This window comes from Microbacterium sp. bgisy189 (genome assembly GCF_057707225.1).
Window position 1 is genome coordinate 13,621 of sequence record NZ_JBYIPT010000007.1, and the last position, 18,030, is coordinate 31,650.

Below are 18,030 nucleotides of genomic sequence, written 5' to 3' on the forward strand. Positions count from 1 at the left end.
ACAAAGTGAACGGCTCGAAATGAGACCCGTCCGCAAGTAACGGTCCGCCCTGTCCGGGGTGGACCCCAGACAGGAGAATTGTGGCAAAACCACGCGTGCACGAGATCGCTTCCGAGCTCGGCGTCGACAGCAAGGTCGCCCTCGCGAAGCTGAAGGAGCTCGGCGAATTCGTCAAGAGCCCCTCATCCACCATCGAGCCCCCCGTGGCTCGCAAGCTCCGTGCTGCCCTCGAGGCAGACGGAGCAGGCAAGGCTGACGCACCCGCGCCGGCCGCCGCTCCCGCCGCAGCGAAGCCCGCTGCCGCGAAGCCGGCCGCCAAGCCCGGCCCCGCCAAGCCTGCTGCTCCCGCAGCCGAGGCCGCACCGGCAGCCGAGGCGCCGGCACCGGCCCCCGCAGCCGAGGCGCCGGCCGCTCCGAGCGCGCCGAGCCCCGGCCCGGCCAAGCCGGCAGCTCCGGCAGCGCCCGCCCCGGGCGGCGCAGCACCGCAGGCGCCCCGCCCCGGTGGCGGAGCGCCGCGCCCCGGCAACAATCCCTTCGCGTCGTCGCAGGGCATGGGTCAGCGTCCCGCCGGCCCCCGCCCCGGCAACAATCCCTTCGCTTCGGCGCAGGGCATGGGCCAGCGCCCGACGCCCGGCAACATCCCGCGCCCGCAGGCCCCGCGTCCCGGCGCTCCGCGTCCCGGTTCCCCGCGCCCCGGCGGTGCAGGTCGTCCCGGTGGCGGCGGTCGTCCCGGCGCTCCCTTCCAGCAGCGTCCCGGCGGTCCCGGTCGTCCCGGCGGTGCCGGTGCGGGCGGTGGCGGTTTCGCCGGTCGTCCCGGTGGTGGCGGTGGTTTCGCCGGTCGTCCCGGTGGTGGCGGTGGCCGCGGTCGTGGCCCCGGCGGTGGTACCGCGGGTGCCTTCGGCAAGGGTGGCGGCAAGTCCAAGCAGCGCAAGTCGCGTCGGGCGAAGCGGCAAGAGTTCGAGATGCGGTCGGCGCCGGTCGTCGGCGGCGTCAACGTCCAGAAGGGCAACGGCGAGATCATCCGCCTGCGCCGTGGCGCGTCGATCGCGGACTTTGCAGACAAGCTCGAGGCGCTGCGCGGGTACACCGTGCAGCCCGGCACGCTCGTGACCATCCTGTTCAATCTGGGTGAGATGGCGACGGCGACCGAGTCTCTCGACGAGGCCACCTTCGAGGTGCTGGGCGAGGAGCTCGGCTACAAGATCCAGATGGTCTCGCCCGAGGACGAGGACAAGGAGCTCCTCGAGGGCTTCGGCCTCGACCTCGAGGCCGAGTTGGAGGCGGAGAACGAGGACGACCTCGAGATCCGTCCTCCGGTGGTGACCGTCATGGGTCACGTCGACCACGGTAAGACCAGGCTCCTCGACGCCATCCGCCAGACGAACGTCGTGGCAGGCGAGGCCGGTGGCATCACGCAGCACATCGGTGCGTACCAGGTCTGGACCGAGCACGACGAGATCGAGCGTGCGATCACCTTCATCGACACCCCGGGTCACGAGGCGTTCACCGCCATGCGTGCCCGTGGTGCGCAGGTGACCGACATCGCGATTCTCGTGGTGGCCGCCGACGACGGCATCATGCCCCAGACCGTGGAGGCCCTGAACCACGCCCAGGCGGCGAACGTGCCGATCGTGGTCGCGGTCAACAAGGTCGACAAGCCCGAGGCCAACCCCGCCAAGGTGCGCCAGCAGCTCACCGAGTACGGGCTGGTCGCCGAGGAGTACGGCGGCGACGTGCTGTTCGTCGACGTGTCGGCCCGTCAGGGCACCGGCATCCAGGACCTCCTCGACGCGGTCCTGCTGACCGCCGACGCCGGGCTGGACCTCACGGCCAACCCGAACAAGGCGGCCCGTGGTGTCGCGATCGAAGCCAAGCTCGACAAGGGCCGCGGTTCGGTCGCCACGGTGCTCATCCAGTCCGGAACGCTGCGCGTCGGCGACGCGATCGTCGCTGGCACCGCCTACGGTCGTGTGCGCGCCATGATCGACGAGAACGGCGACCCGGTCGAAGAGGCCTACCCGTCGCGTCCCGTGCAGGTGCAGGGTCTGAACTCGGTGCCCCGCGCCGGTGACACCTTCATCGTCACCGAAGAGGACCGCACCGCCCGCCAGATCGCCGAGAAGCGTGAGGCCGCAGAGCGCAACGCCCAGCTGGCCAAGGCCCGCAAGCGCATCTCGCTCGAAGACTTCACCCGTGCACTCGAAGAGGGCAAGGTCGAGTCGCTCAACCTCATCATCAAGGGTGACGTCTCGGGTGCCGTCGAGGCGCTCGAGGAGTCGCTGCTCAAGATCGAGGTCGACGACTCCGTGCAGCTGCGCATCATCCACCGCGGTGTGGGTGCGATCACCGAGAGCGACATCAACCTGGCCACGATCGACAACGCGATCGTGATCGGCTTCAACGTGCGCCCCGACACGAAGGCGCGCGAGCGCGCCGCCCGTGAAGGTGTGGACGTGCGCTTCTACTCCGTCATCTACAACGCGATCGACGACGTGGAGCAGTCGCTCACCGGCATGCTCAAGCCGGAGTACGAAGAGGTCCAGTCGGGTGTCGCCGAGATCCGCGAGGTGTTCCGCTCTTCGAAGTTCGGCAACATCGCCGGTGTCATCGTCCGCTCGGGCACGATCACGCGCAACGCGAAGGCGCGCGTCATCCGCGACGGCGTCGTCATCGCCGATGGTCTGGCCATCGAGTCGCTGCGCCGGTTCAAGGACGACGTCACCGAAGTCCGGACGGACTTCGAGGCGGGTATCGGCCTGGGCAAGTACAACGACATCCAGATCGGCGACGAGATCGAGACCACTGAGATGGTCGAGAAGCCGCGCGGCTGATCGAATCTGAACGAGGGGCGTCCGGCGAACCGCCGGCGCCCCTCGCTCTTCCGAGGAAGGAACGGACATGTCGAACGAACGGCAGGCACGCCTGGCTGACCGCATCCGCGTGCTCATCGCGGAGCGCATCGAGAAGGGGCTGCGCGACCCGCGGCTCGGTTTCGTGACGATCACCGACGTGCGGGTGACCGGCGACCTCCAGCATGCGTCGGTGTTCTATACCGTGTACGGCACCGACCAGGAGCGCGCCGATTCGGCGCTCGCGCTCAAGGCAGCCACCGGCATGCTGCGCAGCGAGGTCGGCAAGAAGCTCGGCGTGCGCCTGACGCCCAGCCTCGAGTTCATCCCCGACGGCATCCCCGAGAACGCCGGGCACATCGAAGACCTCCTCCGCGAAGCGCGCGAGCGCGACGCGTCGGTGGCAGGGCTGTCGGCGTCGGCGAACTACGCCGGCGAAGCCGACCCCTACCGCAAGCCGCGCGAAGACGAGGCCGACGAGGACTGACACTCGGACACAGGTGAAATCACCGGGACAGGACGATCCACGCTGGATCATCCTGTCCCGGTGACATTTCCTGTGTTGGTGATGCCGCTCAGCGCGGCAGTCGCAGCATTCCATCCGCCGCCTCGATGAGCCCGTCGACGACGAGCGAGTCGATCGCGCGGTCGCGCTGGACGGAGTCGTGCCAGTCGGCGATGACTGCGTCCGCGGGGACTTCGTGCCGTTTGGCTTCACGCAGCACCTTGAGCACGGCGCCGCGCGTCTGCCGGTCGCTGCCCTCGTACTTCGCCTGCCGGCGGCGCTCGTCGCCGGTGTCGGGGTAACCGGCGGCCCGCCATGCGCACTGCTTCGCGATCGGACACGCCTCGCACCGCGGCGCGCGCGAGGTGCACACGACGGCGCCGAGTTCCATCGCGGCGGCGTTGAGCGTCGCGGCATCCGCGCGGTCCGCGGGCAGGATCGCGGCCATCGCGTCGAGGTCGCGCTTGTGGGGTGGGCCGGGCTGCGACCTTCCATCGACCGCGCGCGCGAGCACACGTCGCGTGTTCGTGTCGACGACGGGATGCCGGTCTCCGTACGCGAAGACGGCCACGGCCCGCGCCGTGTAGTCGCCGATGCCGGTCAACGCCAGAAGCGCCTCGACATCGCGGGGCACGACGCCGTCGTGCCGATCGCGGATCTCGACCGCGGCCCGGTGCAGCCAGAGGGCCCGCCTCGGGTAGCCGAGATTCGCCCAGTGGCGCACGGCGTCGGCCGGGGGAGCGGATGCCAGGGCTGCCGGTGTCGGCCAGCGGCTGAGCCACGCATCAAGCAGCGGAATCACGCGTGCGACCTGTGTCTGCTGCAGCATGAACTCGCTCACCAGCACGCCCCACGCCCCGAACCCGGGTGCGCGCCACGGCAGGTCGCGCGCGTTGTCGCGGTACCACGCGATCAGCGGCGTGGCGAGGTCGGGCATCCGCCCAGCCTATGCGGCCACAGGTAGCCTGGCGTGATGTCGTCCTCGCTCGAATCTCGGCTTCAGGCGGCGATCCGCGAACGGTGCCCGGCAGGCCGAGTGCTGGTCGCGATCGATGGTGAGGACGGCGCGGGCAAGACCGTCCTTGCGGACCGACTCGCATCGCACCTCGTGACCGCAGGGGAGCCGGTGCTGCGTGCGAGCATCGACGGGTTCCACCGGCCTCGAGCCGAGCGCTACGCCCGCGGTCGCACGTCGCCCGAGGGGTTCTACCGCGATTCGTACGACCTCGACGCGTTCCGTCGCGAACTGATCGACCCGTTTCGTCGCGGAGCGCCAGTGCGGTCCGCGGTCTTCGACGTCCGCGCTGACGCGCCGGTGCGCACCACGCCACAGGCGACGCCTGTCGACTGCGTGCTGATCGTCGACGGCATCTTCCTCCACCGGCCCGAGCTGCGCGGCCTCTGGGACTGGTCGCTGTGGCTCGAGGTCGCCGCAACCGAGCGGTTTGCCCGCATGGCGGTTCGCGATGGCACCGATCCCGCCCCGACGCATCCCGGCAATCTCCGTTACTTCGTCGGTCAGCAGCTGTACCGGGCCCAGGTCGCCCCCGAAGGGCTCGCGGATGCCGTCGTCGACAACACCGATCACGCCCACCCCGTCGTCGTGCGCGGTTGCTGAGCGGCACGCCTAGGCTGGAAGGCATGCCTGCTCCCACCGGGATCCTGCTGGTCGACAAGCCCGGCGGCATCACGAGCCACGACGTCGTCGCGCGCACCCGACGCGCGCTGAACACCCGCAAGATCGGCCACGCGGGCACCCTCGACCCGATGGCGACGGGGCTGCTGGTGTTGGGCGTCGGCGGCGCGACGCGGCTGCTCACGTTCATCGTCGGGCTCGACAAGACGTACGAGGCGACGATCCGGCTCGGCGTCTCGACCGACTCCGACGACGCCGATGGTGAGGTGACCGCCGAGACGGATGCCGGTGATGTGACCGAAGGCGCGATCGTCGACGGCATCCGCGACCTGACCGGACCCATCTCACAGGTGCCGAGCACCGTGTCGGCGATCAAAGTCGGCGGCAAGCGCGCCTACGACCTCGCGAGGGCGGGGGAGGACGTGCAGTTGAAGGCGCGCGACGTCTCGGTGTCGCGCTTCGAGGTGCTCGAGATCCGTCGCGGCGACCGGGTGGTCGATCTGGATGTCGTCGTGGACTGCTCCAGCGGCACCTACATCCGCGCCCTCGCCCGCGACCTCGGGAGCGCCCTCGGCGTCGGCGGCCACCTCACCGCGCTCCGGCGCACCCGCATCGGCCCGTTCGACGTCGCCGACGCGGTGGCGGAGCTCGAACCTGGGATGCCGCTGCTCGGCGCGGCGGAGACTGCGGCATCCGTGCTCGGTCGCTTTGACGTGACCGCCGACGAGGCCCGCGACCTGCGCCACGGCAAGCGATTGATCGGTGCGGCGTTCCGTCTCGACGGAGCGTCTCCCGCGGCGATCGACCCCGACGGCCGTTTGGTCGGCATCGTGGGCCCGCGCGGTGCAGACGTGAAGAGCATCATGAACATGCCCGAGGAGGAATCCGCGTGATTCTGTGGTTCACCATCGCCCAGGTCACTGTGGCCGTCGCGGTCGGCCTGCTCTGCGTCGTGCTGGGCCTTGCCGGGCGCAGGCCGAGTGATCTCAGCGTCGGCGGCCTCGCGCTCGTGCTGCTCCTGCTCATCGCGCAGGTGGTCGTCGGGATCGTCGCGCCGCTCGTCGGCAACCCCGCCAGCGGCAGCCTGCTCGAATTCTGGACCTACCTGGTGTCGGCCGTGCTGCTGCCGCCCGCAGCCGTCGTGTGGGCGCTCGTCGAACGCAGCCGCTGGAGCACCGTCATCATGGGCGTCGCATCGCTCGCGGTTGCGGTCATGGTGTGGCGCATGTTCGTGATCTGGACCGTCCAGGCGGCGTGAGCAGATTCACCGCTTGGTGAGAAAGTCCGAGTGCACCCAGCCGGTCTTGCCTGCGTAGGTGACCTTGCGCCAGTCCCCACTCTTCTTCTTGATCGCGCCGACGCTGGAGCCCTTCGGAATGGTGAGAATCCGCTGCTTGCTCGTCGACGCGCCCGTTCGCAGGTTCAACGGGGCCGTCGTCTTGTAGGTGGGCGCCTTCGCCGCGGCCGCTGGTGTCGCCGCGGCCGCTGGTGTCGCCGTGGGCGTGGGCGTGGGCGTGGTTGTGGGTGTGGCCGGCTTGTGAGGCGTGACCAGTGAAATCGCGATCCAACCCGACCGCGATCCGACCTTCACCGGGATGAACCCGTCGGTGACCTTGCCCGGGACGTGCACCATCGCTGTACCCTTCGGGAGCAGCTTGATGATGTCATGCGCGGTCGAAGGTCCGGTGCGGAAGTTGACGCCACCGACCGTGTAGTACTTGCACGTCGCGGGTGCGGACTTCGCCCAGATTGACGTCGCAGCTCCCAGCAGGTCCACACCCTTGGCAGCGAGGAGCGTCGCGGCGTCTTCGGCGACCATGCCCTTCGACGTCTTGCGCCACACCTCGAGATGCAGATGGTTGCCCGTCGATGCGCCGCTGCTTCCAACCTCACTGATCCGTTGCCCGGCTTTGACCTTCTGCCCGACCTTCACGCGCGTCGTCGACTTCCACATGTGCATGTAGACCGATTCGTATTCGACCCCGTCGATCTTGTGACGCACTTTGATGTACCCCTCGCGGGATGAGGTGCCGTCGACCGTGGCGGTCACGACGCCTGCCGCGATGGCGTAGATCGGCGACCCGCCGCGCGTCGCCATGTCGACGCCACGGTGCACGGTCCCGCCGCCCTGCGTGGGGATGCAGCGCGGTCCGAAGAACGAAGAGACGTTGTAGGACTTCGCGACGAGCGGCAGTTTGAAGCTCGTGGCCGCAGGCACCGTCGGTGCGGGCGTCGGTGTCGAGGCCGCCGGGCGCGCGGTCGACGACGTCGGGGCGCCGGTGGTGGCCGTGGCGGGCGCGCTCACGCCGAGGATGAGCGCTGTTGTGGTGGCGCAGGCGAGCAAGATGGTGCGGATCGATCGCATGGTGCACTTCACAGGGTTGGGAGAGGGGTGCGTGGCGGACGCCAGCCTGTGAATATTGTCACTTCTTGGTGTGTCTGTCTACCGGCGAGGCGAAAGTGGTCTATGTGCCAGCTCGCGCAGGCCCCTGGATGGGTCGATGGACCGTCCAGGCGGCGTGATCGACGCGCCTAGGATGGACAGGTCATGGCTACGACCCGCCCCCGCATGACCGGCATTGGCCGCGTCCTCGTGATCGTCTACGCGATCATGGCGCTCGCCGCGACCGGCCGATCGTTCGTGCAGATCGTGCAGGAGTTCGACGCCGCGCCCGTCCCGTACACGCTGTCGGCTGCGGCCGCCCTCGTCTACATCCTCGCGACGGTCGCACTCGTGAAGTCTGGTTCGCGCACCTGGTACATCATCGCGTGGGTCGCGATCTGCTTCGAACTGGTCGGTGTGCTGGTCGTCGGCACACTGAGTCTCGTGCTGCCCGACCTCTTCGCCCACGACGCGACGGTCTGGTCGGGCTACGGCTATGGCTATGTGTGGGTGCCCCTCGTGCTGCCGTTCATCGGCCTGTGGTGGCTGGTCACGCACCGTGACGGTTCGCACGTCGTCGAAGAGGAGCCCGTCGAACAGGGGTCGAGCTGGTGATCGTCTTCCGTGAGCCGGCGGAGGTGCCCGTAGGGTTCGGCCCGAGCGTCGTCGCGATCGGCAAGTTCGACGGGGTGCACTCCGGGCACCGCGCGGTGATCGACCGTGCCCGGGTGGCCGCGACGGATGCCGGGGCGCGCGTGGTCGCCGTGACCTTCGACCGCAATCCGCTGAGCCTGCTGCGTCCCGAGCTGTGCCCTGAGCCGCTGGTCAGCCTCGAGCAGAAGCTCCGGCTGCTCGCCGGAGCCGGCGTCGACGCGACGCTCGTGCTGCGCTTCGACGAGGCGCTCGCGGGACTGAGTCCGCGGGAGTTCGTCGAGCACGTGCTGGTCGATGCGCTCGGCGTCGTCATGGTGCTCGTGGGCGATGATTTCCGCTTCGGCAAGGGCGGCGCCGGCAACCCCGACCTGCTCGTCGACCTCGGCGCCGAGTTCGGCTTCCGTGCCGCCGTCGTCGGCGACATCGAGGGCGGCGGACGGCGGGTTTCGTCGACGTGGGTGCGCGAAGCGCTCGCGGCGGGTGATGTCGAAGACGCGGCGCGTCTGCTGGGCCGGGCACACGAGGTGCGCGGTGAGGTCGTGCACGGCCTCAAGCGCGGCCGCGAGCTGGGTTATCCGACGGCGAATCTGTCCACTGAACTCGAGGGGTTCGTGCCGGCGGACGGCGTGTACGCGGGCTGGCTGCTCGACGAAGGAGTTGGCGCAGGGGCGCCGTCGCACGCGGTCACGCGCTACCCGGCAGCGATCTCGGTCGGCACGAATCCGACCTTCGACGATGTGCTGGCGCGCCAGGTCGAGGCCTACGTGCTCGACGAGCACGACCTCGATCTGTACGGCCACACCGTCCGTGTCCGGTTCACGCACCGGGTGCGGCCGATGATGGCGTTCGACGGCATCGAGACCCTCATCGCACAGATGGGCGACGACGTCGCGCGCGTGCGGTCGCTGCTGCGCTGACCGTCACCCTGCCCGAACCGCTGGTGTGGCGGGCGCCTGCACGTGGCATCCGAGGCGCTAGAGTCGCGCACAGGCGGCCGATCGCGAAGGCGCAGGCCGAGAGGGGGCGCGACGATGAGTGAACCGGTGAACCGGGCCAAGACTGTCAGGCGGGTCGTCGTCTGGGTGGTGGTCGTCTCGTTCGTGCTGGCGGCAGTGGCCGGCATCGCTGCGCTGCTCGGCGGTGGCATGGACGAGACCGTCTGGCGGATCCTCGGCACGACGGCCCTGTCGGGTGTCTTCAGCATCGCGGTGCTGTGCTGTGCCACGCTCCTCGAGCGCCGCACGAAGGTGTTCGGGGCAATCGGCATCGGCGTCTCCATCGTCACGCTCGTCCTGCTGCTCGGGCTCGTGTGGGAGCTGATCCCTTGGGACGACATCGTCACGAAGCTGGCCGTGACGGGATCGATCGCGACGGCCCACTTCGCCGTGGCATCGTTGCTGCTCCTGCTGGTCGACCGTCGCCGCACACCCGTGCGGGTGGCGCTCGTCACGACCTTGGCGCTGCTCGGCGTCACATTCCTCGTGGCGACGTTCGGCATCTGGAACGAGGATGCGTTCGGTGACGCGTACTGGCGGGTCCTCGGCATCGCGCTGATCCTCGCCGCCCTCGGCGTCGTGGTCGTGCCGGTCATGTCGCTGCTGCTGCGCGATGACGTCGCGGCCGCCGCTGCGGCACCCGTGGCGCCGGCAGACCCCACGATCGTGAGCGCACAGCTCGCCCAGCAGCTCACCGACGAGGCGCGTCGTCGCGGCATTTCGGTCGACGCGCTGGTGGCGCCCGTGTTCGCCGCACCCGGGCATCCCGACGCGCCGACGCAATAGGGAGCGCGAGGGTCGACACGGCGTCGGCCGCTTGCGAAGATCGATGGGTGGATGAGATCGCGGCGAGCCTGCTCGGGCTGATCCGTTCCGGCGCGGCGACCAGTCAGGCGCAGCTGGTGCGCTCGACGGGCCTTGCACGGGCGACCGTCGCGCGGCGACTGGATGCGCTCCAGTCGAGCGGGCTCGTCCGCGCCGACGCGTACGTCCGCGGCACCGGCGGGCGCCCTGCCGACCGTCTCGTGATCGATGGAGCCCGAAAATTCCTGCTCGGTGCCGACGTCGGCGGCAGTCACACGCGCGTCGCGATCGCCGACCTCCTCGGCACCCTGATCGAGGTCACCGATCACGACATCAACGTCAACGACGGACCGGATGCCGTGCTCGGCACCGTGCAGGCCGCATTCCTCGAACTGCTCGAGCGGCAGTCCGCGACGCCGGCTCGAGTGGCCGGAATCGCCGTCGGCATCCCCGGCCCGATCGAGCAGTCGACGGGGCGCGTCGTCAGCCCCCCGACCATGCGCGGTTGGGACGGGATCGACGTGCCTGCCGCGTTCACCGAACGTTTCGACGCACCGATCGTGGTCGACAAGGATGCCAACATCATCGCGATCGGTGAATACGCACACGTTCCGCCCGCCGTCCGCGACGTGCTCCTGTTGAAGGTCGGCATGGGAATCGGCGCCGGCATCATCGCCAACGGCGAGATCCTGCGCGGCGGACAGGGCGCTGCCGGCGACCTGGGGCATCTCCCACGGCCGGGTGGCGAGCGCTGCCGGTGCGGACAGTTCGGCTGCGCGGAGGCGACCGCGGGCGGGTGGGCCATTGCGCGGGTCCTCGAGAGGGACGGGGGCATGTCTGTTGCCACGAGCGCCGACATCGTCGCGCTCGCCCGCGACGGGCACCCGCTCGTGCTCGACCTGCTGCGCCGCGCAGGCCACCGGCTCGGCGACGTGCTGGCCGACGCCGTCGGCATGCTGAACCCGACGCTCGTGATCGTCGGCGGCAACCTCGCCCCCGCCAGCCCGGCACTGCTCGATGCCATCCGCGAGCGGGTCGCGGAGCGTTCGCATCCGCTCGCGACGAAGAATCTGCGCATCGAACTCGGTGCGCTCGGCGCCGAAGCCGGTCTCACCGGAGCCGTGAAACTGGCGGGCGATGCCGCGTTCGCCTGGCCGCATACGGCAGCACTCCTTCATAATGTCTAGAATTAGACCTTTCCCCGTCCGCCCCTCCCGATGAGCCGAAAGACGATGAACATGACGATCTCGTCCTCTCCGACGCGCGAGTTGAGCGTCACCGAACGCGCCGTCGAAATTCTGGGCGGCGCCCCAGACGACACCACGCTGCGCCGCTACCTGCACGGGCTGCCGGGCGTCGACGCGGTCGGCCTCGAACAGCGGGCGGCCGGCCTCGGAACCCGTTCGATCAAGACGACGTCGAAGGCGTGGGCCCTCGACCGCATCATCGAGCTGATGGACCTCACCACCCTCGAGGGCGCCGATACGCCCGGAAAGGTGCGCTCGCTGGTCGCCAAGGCGCTGCATCCCGACGCCTCCGACCCCACCTGTCCGCGCGTTGCGGCGGTCTGCGTCTACGGCGACATGGTGCCGTTCGCCGTCGAGGCCCTCGGCGGCATGCACGGCGACCCCGACGACGGCCTCGTGGGCGTCGCCGCCGTCGCGACCGCGTTCCCGAGCGGTCGGTCCTCGCTCGCCATCAAGCTCGCCGACACCGCCGAGGCCGTCGCGGCAGGCGCCGACGAAATCGACATGGTGATCGACCGTGGCGCCTTCCTCGCAGGCCGGTACGCGCTCGTGTTCGACCAGATCGTGCAGGTCAAAGAGGCCTGCCGCCGCGCCGACGGCTCGTACGCGTCGCTGAAGGTCATCCTCGAGACCGGTGAGCTGAACACCTACGACAACATCAAGCGCGCATCGTGGCTCGCGATCCTCGCCGGCGGCGACTTCATCAAGACCTCGACCGGCAAGGTGCAGCCTGCGGCGACCCTTCCCACAACGCTCCTCATGCTCGAGGTCGTGCGCGACTGGTACCGCGCGACGGGGCAGAAGATCGGTGTGAAACCCGCGGGCGGCATCCGCACGGCGAAGGATGCCATCAAGTACCTCGTCACCGTCGCCGAGACGGTCGGCGAGGAGTGGCTGCAGCCGCACCTGTTCCGCTACGGCGCATCGAGCCTGCTGAACGATGTGCTGCTGCAGCGTCAGAAGCTGCGCACCGGCCACTACACCGGCGTCGACTACGTGACGATCGACTGATCTGGATACGGAAAGAACACATGAGCTTCCTCGAATACGCTCCTGCCCCCGAATCACGGGCCATTCTGAACCTCCGTGACGAGTACGGACTGTTCATCGACGGCGAGTTCCGCGCCGGGTCCGGTGAGTCGTTCCTGACGATCTCGCCCGCCGATGAATCGACCATCGCGTCGGTCGCATCGGCGACCGAGGCCGATGTGGATGTCGCCGTGGGCGCAGCCCGCCGCGCCTTCGACAAGACGTGGTCGAAGATGAGCGGTCGCGATCGCGGCAAGTACCTCTTCCGCATCGCCCGTCTCGTGCAGGAACGCGCCCGCGAGCTCGCCGTTGCCGAGAGCCTCGACAACGGCAAGCCCATCAAGGAGAGCCGCGATGTCGACGTGCCGCTCGTCGCCGCCTGGTTCTTCTACTACGCCGGGTGGGCCGACAAGCTCGACCACGCCGGCCTCGGCGCGGCCCCCAAGCCGCTCGGCGTCGCGGGCCAGGTGATCCCGTGGAACTTCCCGCTGCTCATGCTCGCGTGGAAGATCGCACCGGCGCTCGCCGCGGGCAACACGGTCGTCATCAAGCCCGCCGAGACGACGCCCCTGTCGGCGCTCATCTTCGCCGAGATCCTGCAGCAGGCAGACCTGCCGCCGGGCGTCGTCAACATCATCACGGGCGCCGGAGCGACCGGCGCGGCGCTCGTGCGTCACCCCGACGTGAACAAGGTCGCCTTCACCGGGTCGACCCCCGTCGGCCGCGAGATCGCGAAGTCGGTCGCCGGCACCGACAAAAAGCTCACCCTCGAACTCGGCGGCAAGGCCGCGAACATCGTGTTCGAGGACGCGCCGATCGATCAGGCCATCGAGGGCATCGTCAACGGCATCTTCTTCAACCAGGGGCACGTCTGCTGCGCGGGCAGTCGTCTGCTCGTACAGGAGTCCGTGCACGACGAGGTCATCGACCGGCTCAAGGCCCGGCTGTCGACGCTGCGCCTGGGCGACCCCCTCGACAAGAACACCGACATCGGGGCGATCAACTCCGCCGAACAGATCCAGCGGATCACCGAGCTCAGCAAGATCGGCGAAGAAGAGGGCGCGGAGCGTTGGAGCGCGGACTGCGAGATTCCGAAGAACGGCTTCTGGTTCGCCCCCACGATCTTCACCGGCGTGCAGGCCAGCCACCGCATCGCCCGCGAAGAGGTCTTCGGTCCGGTGCTCTCGGTGCTCACGTTCCGCACGCCGGCCGAAGCGATCGAGAAGGCCAACAACACGCCCTACGGCCTGTCTGCGGGCATCTGGACCGACAAGGGCTCGCGCATCCTCGCCGTCGCCGACCGGCTGCGCGCGGGTGTCGTGTGGGCCAACACGTTCAACCGATTCGACCCGTCGAGCCCGTTCGGCGGTTACAAGGAATCCGGCTACGGCCGGGAGGGCGGCCGCCACGGCCTGCTCGCGTACCTGAAGGGAGCGTCGGCGTGAGCAAGCGACTGACCGTGCCGAAGACGTACAAGCTCTTCATCGGCGGGGCCTTCCCCCGCAGCGAGTCGGGGCGCACCTACGAAGTGCGTTCGACGTCAGGCGAGTTCCTCGCCAACGCTGCACTCGCGTCGCGCAAGGACGCCCGCGATGCCGTGACCGCCGCGCGCGCGGCGGGCAAGGGGTGGGCCGGCGCGACCGCGTACAACCGAGGTCAGGTGCTGTACCGCGTGGCCGAACTGCTCGAAGGGCGACGCGCGCAGTTCGTCGACGAGATCGTGCAGCAGACCGGCGCCACCGCGACGGCGGCGCGCGCTGAGGTCGACGAGGCCATCGACCGCTGGGTCTGGTACGCCGGATGGTGCGACAAGTACGGCCAGGTCGCCGGAAACGGCAACCCCGTCGCGGGCCCCTACTTCAACATCTCGGTGCCCGAGCCGACTGGCGTCGTCGCCGTCATCGCGCCGCAGGACACCGCGTTGCTCGGGCTGGTCTCTGCCATCGCGCCGGCACTGGTGACCGGCAACACGGTCGTGGTCGTCGCCGCGCAGCGCTTCCCGCTGTCGGCGATCAGCCTCGCCGAGGTGCTCGCGACCAGCGACGTGCCCGGGGGTGTGGTCAACGTGCTCACCGGTTCACCCGCAGAACTCGCACCGTGGCTCGCGTCCCACCCCGATGTGCACGCACTCGACCTGGTGGGCGCCGGCGACCTGGACTGGGTCGATCTGCAGATCGCTGCGGCTGAGACGCTCACGCGTGTGCTGCCGCCGGAGGGCGGTGACGATGCCGCGGCCCCGAGCCTGGCTCGCATCACGGCGTTCACCGAGACGAAAACGGTGTGGCATCCGAAGAGCATGGTCTGAACGCCGAGCGAAAAAAGGGTAACGAAAAGGTAACGCTGTGGCGTAGGGTGGGCTCGACGACGACGTCGAGCGAAGGACATACCCGATGCCCCGCACGCTCCGAGCCGAACGGCTCTCTGCGCTCTGGCTCGCGGCACTGGCCGTGGCGGCCGTCACGCTTGCGCTGCTGGCGGCGGTCCCGACGCGCGTGAGCGCGCACGAGTTGCTCGGTGAGGCGCGCGACCCCGGTGACCGCGCCCTCATCGCCAGCCATCGCGGCGGCGCGGCACTCGCGCCCGAGAACACGTTGCCCGCTGTCGAGGCGGCCCTGTCGGGTGGCTTCGACTATGTCGAGGTCGACGTGTCGCTCACCGCCGACGGTCATCCGGTGCTCTTCCACGATGCGACCGTCGATCGCACGACCGACGGCGCAGGCGCACTGGCCGAGCTCACGCTCGCCGAGGTGCAGCGGCTCGACGCGGGCGCGTCGCACGACGCCTCATTCCGTGGCACGCGAGTGCCGACTGCGGAGCAGTTCCTCGATCTGTTGGCACGCCGTGACGGTCGCGCGCTGCTCGACCTGAAGGGGGAGTGGGATGCCGCGGGCGCCGCCGCCCTCGTCGCGGCGATCGAGCATCGCGGACTCGAGCGCGCCGTCGCCGTCGCGTCCTTCGATGCCCGGGTGCTGGGGCTGTTCGGCGCGGCATCCGACGTCATCGCCCGGCTCGTGCTGCTCAAGCAGCTGCCCGCGGATGTCGTCGAGGCGGCCGTGCAGGTCGGCGCCCGCGGCATCATCGTGGATCGAAAAGCCCTCCTCGCACGACCCGAGGCGGTCGACGCGCTCCAGGCCGCGGGAATGCGCGTCATCGTGTTCACACTCAATTCCGATGACCAGTGGGGCGAGGTCACTGCCCTCGGCGTCGACGGGATCGTCACCGACGACCCGGTGCGGTTGGACTCCTGGCAGCAGACGCTCGCCGCCGAGTGATGGGATGCCGGGAATACCCCTAGGGGGTATCATGTTGCTATCCCTGAACTCGAAGGAGCAGCCATGAGCACCCAGACCTACACCGTCGAAGGCATGACCTGCGGGCACTGCGCCCAGGCCGTCGCGCGTGAGGTGAGCGCCGTCGACGGCATCACCGACGTCGCCGTCGACGTTTCGCAAGGGACCGTCACCGTCGCCGGCGCCGCATCCGACGAGGCCATCGCCGCTGCCGTCGCCGAAGCCGGCTACGCGTTCGCCGGTCGCGCCTGAGGCTGCCATGACAGACACCCGTGAAGCCGTCCTCGACATCGAGGGAATGACGTGCGCCAGCTGTGTCGCGCGCGTCGAGAAGCGGCTGCAGACCGTGGCCGGGGTGACGGCATCCGTCAATCTCGCCACCGAGTCGGCGCGGGTCGTCTTTCCCGAGGGCACCGACCCGGGTGCGCTCGTGAGCGCTGTGCGTGAAGCCGGATACGACGCGCGCGTGCGCCGCGAGCAGGCACCGGCCGCGCCGGAAGGTGACGCCGACGGCTCGCTGCGCACGCGGCTGTTCGTCTCGGCGGCACTCGCGGTGCCGGTCGTCGCACTCGGCATGGTGCCGGCCTGGCAGTTCCCCGGGTGGCAGTGGGTCTCGCTCGTCCTCACCGCACCGATCGTGCTGTGGGGTGGTTGGCCGTTCCACCGTGCGACCGTCGCGAACGCGCGTCACGGCGCCGCCACGATGGACACGCTCATCACCCTCGGCACGCTCGCCGCGTTCGGCTGGAGCGTCTGGGCACTGCTGTTCGGCACCGCGGGGCGCATCGGCCTCACGCACGATGTCGTCCTGTTCGGGCCCGTTCATGACGCCGGTGCGCTCGTCTACTTCGAAGTCGCGGCGGCCGTCACCGCGTTCCTCCTGTTGGGGCGGCACATCGAACACCGCTCGAAGCGGCGGGCGGGCGCTGCGCTGCACGCCCTGCTCGACATGGCGGCCAAGGACGTCGAGCGTGACGACGGTCGCCGGGTGCCGGTCGACCACCTCGTCGTCGGCGACCGCTTCGTCGTGCGGCCGGGCGAGAAGATCGCCACGGACGGCATTGTCGAAGGGGGGCGGGCAGCCGTTGACCAGAGCATGATGACGGGAGAGTCCGTCCCCGTCGACGTCGCCGTCGGCGACCCGGTCACCGGCGGAACCATCGCCGCAGACGGGCAGCTTCTCGTCCGGGCGACCGGCGTCGGGGCAGACACCCGCCTTGCGCACATGGCGCGGCTGGTCGAAGACGCCCAGACCGGCAAGAGCCGCGTGCAGAAGCTCGCCGACCGCATTTCGGCCGTCTTCGTGCCGATCGTCATCGCCTTGTCGGTGCTCACGCTCGCCGGGTGGCTTCTCGCCGGGCAGCCCGTCGCCACCGGGTTCACCGCCGCCGTCGCGGTGCTCATCATCGCCTGCCCCTGTGCACTCGGACTGGCGACGCCGATCGCGGTGCTCGTCGGCACCGGACGCGGCGCGCAGTTGGGCATCCTCGTCACCGGACCCGAGGCGCTCGAGAACGCCGACCGCATCGACACCGTCGTGCTCGACAAGACCGGCACCGTCACCGAGGGGCGCATGAGCGTCGCTGATGTGGTGCCGTTCGGCGACGCAGACCCGGTCGCCGTCGGGCGCATCGTCGCATCCCTCGAACACGGCTCAGAGCACCCCATCGCGCGTGCGCTCGCCGCCCTCGCCGACACGCGCAGCGACGTGGACCAGTTCACGGCGCACGCCGGGCGGGGAGTCACAGGCGTCGTCGACGGCCACGTCGCCTTTGTCGGGCGGGCGGGATTCGCGGCCGAGCACGCGACCCTCGATGCAGAGGTCACCGCGCGCATCGCTGGGTTCGAAGCCGACGGTGCGACCGCCGTCGTCGCCGGATGGGACGGCGAGGTGACGGCGGTGATCGCCGTCTCCGACACGGTGCGCGCCGACAGCGCCGACGTGGTGACCAGACTCCGCGGACTCGGACTCGACGTCGTCCTCCTCACCGGCGACAACGCCGGCGCAGCCGCGGCCGTGGCCGCCGAAGTCGGTATCGACCGCGTCGTCGCGGGCGTGCTGCCGGAGGGCAAGGTCGCCGAGATCGAGCGACTTCGCGCCGAAGGGCGCCGCGTCGCGATGGTCGGCGACGGTGTCAACGACGCCGCAGCGCTCGCGACCGCCGACCTCGGCATCGCGATGGGTGGCGGCACGGATGCCGCGATGCACGCCAGCGACATCACCGTCGCCGGCAGCGGACTGGCACCCGTCGCCACCGCGATCTCGCTCAGTCGCCGCACGATGCGCATCATCCGCGGCAACCTGTTCTGGGCCTTCGCCTACAACGTCGCGGCGCTCCCGCTCGCCGCTGCAGGCCTGCTCAACCCCATGCTCGCCGGTGCCGCGATGGCCTTCTCGAGCGTGTTCGTCGTGCTCAACAGCCTGCGACTGCGGCGCGCGGGCTGACACATCCCGCGCCGATCGGGGCGTGCGCGCTACACTGGTGACGAGGGATCCGTCGCTCCGACGTTGCAGCTCGCAGAAGCGAGTACCCGCAGCCGGCACCGACGAGCCTCACGCACTCCCGCTCGCGACGTCTGGGCGTCACGGGCACCGAACCGCCGATCGACCCGTCGATCCGGCCGCCGGGTCGACCCG

The 18,030-nt window shown here is 69.8% G+C and carries 17 protein-coding genes; 15 read left to right on the forward strand and 2 right to left on the reverse strand.

What is annotated here, in order from left to right; all coding sequences use genetic code 11:
* Nucleotides 1-80: 80 nt before the first annotated feature.
* Both infB and rbfA read left to right on the forward strand, forming a co-directional pair.
* Entirely contained in the window at nt 81-2,831 is a 2,751-nt protein-coding gene (infB, locus tag AC3ENX_RS09950) for a translation initiation factor IF-2 (RefSeq protein ID WP_434811727.1), read from the forward strand.
* A 67-nt stretch (nt 2,832-2,898) separates the two neighbouring features.
* Complete coding sequence (gene rbfA, locus AC3ENX_RS09955; RefSeq protein ID WP_434811728.1) at nt 2,899-3,336, forward strand: 30S ribosome-binding factor RbfA; 438 nt, start codon at nt 2,899-2,901, stop codon at nt 3,334-3,336.
* An 88-nt stretch (nt 3,337-3,424) separates the two neighbouring features.
* Here rbfA and AC3ENX_RS09960 read toward each other — a convergent pair whose 3' ends face one another.
* On the reverse strand, nt 3,425-4,291 hold the full coding sequence (locus AC3ENX_RS09960; protein ID WP_434811729.1) for an HhH-GPD family protein: 867 nt from the start codon (nt 4,289-4,291) through the stop codon (nt 3,425-3,427).
* A gap of 36 nt (nt 4,292-4,327) precedes the next feature.
* Here AC3ENX_RS09960 and AC3ENX_RS09965 point away from each other — a divergent pair, with 36 nt between their 5' ends.
* Genes AC3ENX_RS09965 through AC3ENX_RS09975 form a run of 3 tightly spaced genes read left to right on the forward strand, consistent with a single transcriptional unit; the run spans nt 4,328 to nt 6,248 of the window.
* On the forward strand, nt 4,328-4,972 hold the full coding sequence (locus AC3ENX_RS09965; protein ID WP_434811730.1) for a nucleoside/nucleotide kinase family protein: 645 nt from the start codon (nt 4,328-4,330) through the stop codon (nt 4,970-4,972).
* 23 nt (nt 4,973-4,995) lie between these two features.
* Nucleotides 4,996-5,883, forward strand: a complete 888-nt coding sequence (gene truB, locus AC3ENX_RS09970; protein WP_434811731.1) for a tRNA pseudouridine(55) synthase TruB — start codon at nt 4,996-4,998, stop codon at nt 5,881-5,883.
* On the forward strand, nt 5,880-6,248 hold the full coding sequence (locus tag AC3ENX_RS09975) for a hypothetical protein (RefSeq protein WP_434811732.1): 369 nt from the start codon (nt 5,880-5,882) through the stop codon (nt 6,246-6,248). Before truB ends, AC3ENX_RS09975 begins: the two co-directional genes overlap by 4 nt.
* Nucleotides 6,249-6,254: 6 nt before the next feature.
* Here the strand turns inward: AC3ENX_RS09975 and AC3ENX_RS09980 are convergent, their stop codons facing one another.
* Nucleotides 6,255-7,355, reverse strand: coding sequence for a peptidoglycan DD-metalloendopeptidase family protein (locus tag AC3ENX_RS09980; protein ID WP_434811733.1), 1,101 nt, complete (start codon nt 7,353-7,355; stop codon nt 6,255-6,257).
* 183 nt (nt 7,356-7,538) lie between these two features.
* On the opposite strand from AC3ENX_RS09980, the gene AC3ENX_RS09985 reads away from it, so the two are divergent.
* The 10 genes from AC3ENX_RS09985 (at nt 7,539) to AC3ENX_RS10030 (ending at nt 17,838) form a co-directional block, all read left to right on the forward strand.
* The gene (locus AC3ENX_RS09985; RefSeq protein ID WP_434811734.1) at nt 7,539-7,988 is read left to right on the forward strand and encodes a hypothetical protein; all 450 of its coding nucleotides are present in this window, start codon (nt 7,539-7,541) and stop codon (nt 7,986-7,988) included.
* Nucleotides 7,985-8,944 carry a bifunctional riboflavin kinase/FAD synthetase gene (locus AC3ENX_RS09990; protein ID WP_434811735.1) on the forward strand — a complete coding sequence of 320 codons (960 nt, stop codon included), beginning with the start codon at nt 7,985-7,987 and terminating at the stop codon, nt 8,942-8,944. Before AC3ENX_RS09985 ends, AC3ENX_RS09990 begins: the two co-directional genes overlap by 4 nt.
* A gap of 114 nt (nt 8,945-9,058) precedes the next feature.
* Entirely contained in the window at nt 9,059-9,808 is a 750-nt protein-coding gene (locus tag AC3ENX_RS09995) for a hypothetical protein (protein WP_434811736.1), read from the forward strand.
* Nucleotides 9,809-9,855: 47 nt separating this feature from the next.
* A complete protein-coding gene (locus tag AC3ENX_RS10000) occupies nt 9,856-11,013 on the forward strand; it encodes an ROK family protein (protein ID WP_434811737.1) in 1,158 nt (385 codons plus the stop codon).
* 51 nt (nt 11,014-11,064) lie between these two features.
* Nucleotides 11,065-12,084 carry a deoxyribose-phosphate aldolase gene (gene deoC, locus AC3ENX_RS10005; protein ID WP_434811738.1) on the forward strand — a complete coding sequence of 340 codons (1,020 nt, stop codon included), beginning with the start codon at nt 11,065-11,067 and terminating at the stop codon, nt 12,082-12,084.
* A gap of 20 nt (nt 12,085-12,104) precedes the next feature.
* Nucleotides 12,105-13,547 carry an aldehyde dehydrogenase family protein gene (locus AC3ENX_RS10010; protein WP_434811739.1) on the forward strand — a complete coding sequence of 481 codons (1,443 nt, stop codon included), beginning with the start codon at nt 12,105-12,107 and terminating at the stop codon, nt 13,545-13,547.
* On the forward strand, nt 13,544-14,407 hold the full coding sequence (locus tag AC3ENX_RS10015) for an aldehyde dehydrogenase family protein (RefSeq protein ID WP_434811740.1): 864 nt from the start codon (nt 13,544-13,546) through the stop codon (nt 14,405-14,407). Before AC3ENX_RS10010 ends, AC3ENX_RS10015 begins: the two co-directional genes overlap by 4 nt.
* An 85-nt stretch (nt 14,408-14,492) precedes the next feature.
* Nucleotides 14,493-15,374, forward strand: coding sequence for a glycerophosphodiester phosphodiesterase (locus AC3ENX_RS10020; RefSeq protein ID WP_434811741.1), 882 nt, complete (start codon nt 14,493-14,495; stop codon nt 15,372-15,374).
* Nucleotides 15,375-15,437: 63 nt separating this feature from the next.
* Entirely contained in the window at nt 15,438-15,644 is a 207-nt protein-coding gene (locus AC3ENX_RS10025) for a heavy-metal-associated domain-containing protein (RefSeq protein ID WP_434811742.1), read from the forward strand.
* Between the two features lie 7 nt (nt 15,645-15,651).
* On the forward strand, nt 15,652-17,838 hold the full coding sequence (locus AC3ENX_RS10030; RefSeq protein ID WP_434811743.1) for a heavy metal translocating P-type ATPase: 2,187 nt from the start codon (nt 15,652-15,654) through the stop codon (nt 17,836-17,838).
* Nucleotides 17,839-18,030: the final 192 nt, after the last annotated feature.